Below are 2,706 nucleotides of genomic sequence, written 5' to 3'. Positions count from 1 at the left end.
CGCCGCCCTCCACTTTCTCGGCGGCTTCGCTGAACTGCTTCTTGAAGGCGTTGTAACTCCCGAAGTCCCGCTCTATCGCCGCGAGGAGAGCTCCTGTAGGACGGCCTCCGCCATGGGGGGACATTTCGTCCCAGAATATCGTGTGCAGGTAATGGCCGGCCCCGTTAAAGGCAAGCTCCCGCTCCCAGTGCTTGACCAGATCGAAATCTCCGCTCTTTCGGGCGTCCGCCAGCTTTTTCTCCGCTTTGTTCAAGCCGTCCACATAGCTCTGATGGTGCTTGTCATGATGGATTCGCATCGTCTTTTCATCAATATAGGGTTCAAGGGCGTTATAGGGATACGGCAGCGGCGGAAGCTTGTGCCCTCCAATCGGCACGGAAGCCGGTTCCCTGAGGTCGGGGGCCGCCGCTTCCCTGTTGACCGGGCCGGAGAGCGAAGCTCCGGATGACGCTTCTTCAGAAGGAATGCCGGAAGCGTCCCGGGCCGTCCGGTTGGACGTGCCGGAATACCCCGGCTCTTTCAGAATGCCGAGGAAATATTCTGTCTCCCGGATAACATGCGTGAGGTAGGTGTCGGCGGCGGCTCCCCTTAGCTCAGGACTCTGCTCTTGAATGGCATTCAGGTGGCGGATAAATTCCCGGGACTGCTCGCGGGCAGCTTCCGCCAGACGTTCAACCTCGGCTGGATCGGCGTCGCCCCCCGTCCCCGGGGATTGCGCTCTTTCCAGCAGACTCCGGGCGGCGTTCTCCGACGCGGCGAAGACAGCGGCCCATTCATCCATCAGCTTTACAAAGGGGGCTTTCAGTTCGGGAACAGCGAGTTTGACAAGCGCGGCGTTGTCCTTCTCCTGATTTTTCCAGAATCTGATTTCCTCCAATATTCGCACCGAAGACGGTGGCCCATATTTATACAGCATGGCGTACAGCCCTCCCGTAATATGAATTCCCTATAGGGTATGAGCGGAGAGGGTTGTACTATGTGAGGCGTTAGTTGGTTTGCTGTTTCTGCCCGGCGGCCTTGGCCAGCGGAACATTGCTCAGGAAAGCGGAGACACGGCGCAGGTATTCGCGAGGATGCTCGCGGAACAGCAGCTCATGATGGGAGCCTTCCACAATCCAGGAGTCGGAATACGGATTGGTTTGGTTGGCCGCCAGCTTCTCGGCGATCGGATAAGGCGCCTTATCATCCTGTGTGCCATGTATGAACAGAGTCGGATAAGGGTAGTCTTCGTGCTTTACCTCGCTATAAGGAATCTGATTCAGACCTGTACCGTTCAGGACCGGGAAGAGCATTTCCATAATCTCAAGGGAAGGATGGCGCGGAAGATCGATATTTTGCCTGATGTTGTGGTACAGCGTATCCGGCTCCAGCAGGAAGGTGCTGTCGAGAATCATCGCGTCCACATCCTTGGTCATCAGCCCTGTCTGCAGAGCGGTGCCCGCGCCCATCGAGAAGCCCCACACAACGATCTCTTTTGCTCCGCGTTGCTTCGCCAGCTGAATGGCTCCGAGCAGTTCTCGGGACTCTTTTTTGCCGCCGGTTGCCACATCTTTGTTGCTGTGGGAAGCAAAGCCGTAGTCGAACATAATGACATTAAAATTCAGGCGGTGCGCAAAATGGGCGAGATCGTACATCGGAACCCAGGACTCCTCGCGGTTGGCCCCATAGCCGTGGCTGAAAACGATCGTCTTGGCCGAGTTCCCGGAAGGAATATACCAGCCCTGGATGTTGCGGCTGCCGTCGCTCGCCGGAAAGGTCACGTCCTCGTATTTCAGACCTTTGGACAATGCCGGATTGGAGAACAGCGGAGCCACCGTCGGATTGGACAGCACCCAGGTAATATAAGCATGCAGCGCGATAAAGCAGAACGCGAGAAAAAAGAAAACGGACAGCAGCAGCGCTACAATCACATGCTTGATGCGCAGCTTTCGCAGCGACAGCTGCGGTGTTGTGCCGGACGGACGGTCTTTCGGCCTTGGGGAGACCACCTGTCCGGTTCGCGGATGTGTAAGATCCATAAGGTCCCCTCCTAAAAGTTTTGCGAGTATTTTTGGATAAGTGAATTCGTTTGCACTTTTAATCTATCGTATGGGGATGTTACCGCAAAGTCAACGAATCGGAGCCTTTTGTAATGCAAATGTAAAGTGCCGTAAAATGTCGTAAAGTGGCGCCCGCTCTCTGCTGCGGACCGAATAGGCTGGACTTTTTACAGACTTTTGCTAAGATATAAATGACTGAAAATATGTAACCATGTTTCATTTAGTGAAACGTGAAAGGAAGAGAGCCGTGGATGACGACCGTAAACTGACGGTGCGCGCCGTGGAGCGTGCGCTCGATATTCTGTTGTGCTTTACAAGAGACAGCGATCTGAGCCTGACCGAGATTGCCGGAGGCATCGGCCTTCACAAGAGCACGGTGCATCGGCTGTTGGCGACGCTTGAGGATAGAGGCTTCATCACCCGCAACCCGGCTACGGAGAAATACAGGCTCGGCATCCGGATCTGGGAGCTGTCGACCCATCTTCCGGTCGCGGAGCACCCGGGGACGCTGCTGCTGCCCGCGATGGAGCGGCTGCGCGACCGGTTGGGCGAGACGGTCAGCCTGTACCTCCGGGACGGACTTGAACGGGTGCGTATCCAGGCGGTGCAGAGCAACCAGGCCATCCGGCGCGTGGCGCCGATTGGCGCCAGGCTGCCGCTGTCCGTC

General features: G+C 56.6%; 3 protein-coding genes. 1 reads left to right on the top strand and 2 read right to left on the bottom strand.

Features of this window, described 5'->3' with window-relative positions; all coding sequences use genetic code 11:
* A partial coding sequence (locus tag L692_RS0101770; protein ID WP_025696650.1) for a DUF2935 domain-containing protein occupies positions 1-916 on the bottom strand: 916 nt, incomplete at its 3' end.
* A 70-nt stretch (positions 917-986) separates the two neighbouring features.
* Positions 987-2,018, bottom strand: a complete 1,032-nt coding sequence (locus L692_RS0101765) for an alpha/beta hydrolase (protein WP_025696649.1) — start codon at positions 2,016-2,018, stop codon at positions 987-989.
* Positions 2,019-2,286: 268 nt separating this feature from the next.
* Here L692_RS0101765 and L692_RS0101760 point away from each other — a divergent pair.
* Positions 2,287-2,706, top strand: a 420-nt coding sequence (locus L692_RS0101760; RefSeq protein WP_025696648.1) for an IclR family transcriptional regulator, incomplete at its 3' end; no start/stop codon positions are given.

This window comes from Paenibacillus forsythiae T98 (genome assembly GCF_000520735.1).
GTDB classification, from domain to species: domain Bacteria; phylum Bacillota; class Bacilli; order Paenibacillales; family Paenibacillaceae; genus Paenibacillus_AQ; species Paenibacillus_AQ forsythiae.
Note: the sequence above shows the minus strand (reverse complement) of the source record. Positions and strands in the feature narration are given on the sequence as shown.

Excerpts from the sequence above, each read along its gene's own strand:
- L692_RS0101765 (WP_025696649.1), bottom strand. The coding sequence starts at position 2,018 with ATGGATCTTACACATCCGCGAACCGGACAGGTGGTCTCCCCAAGGCCG.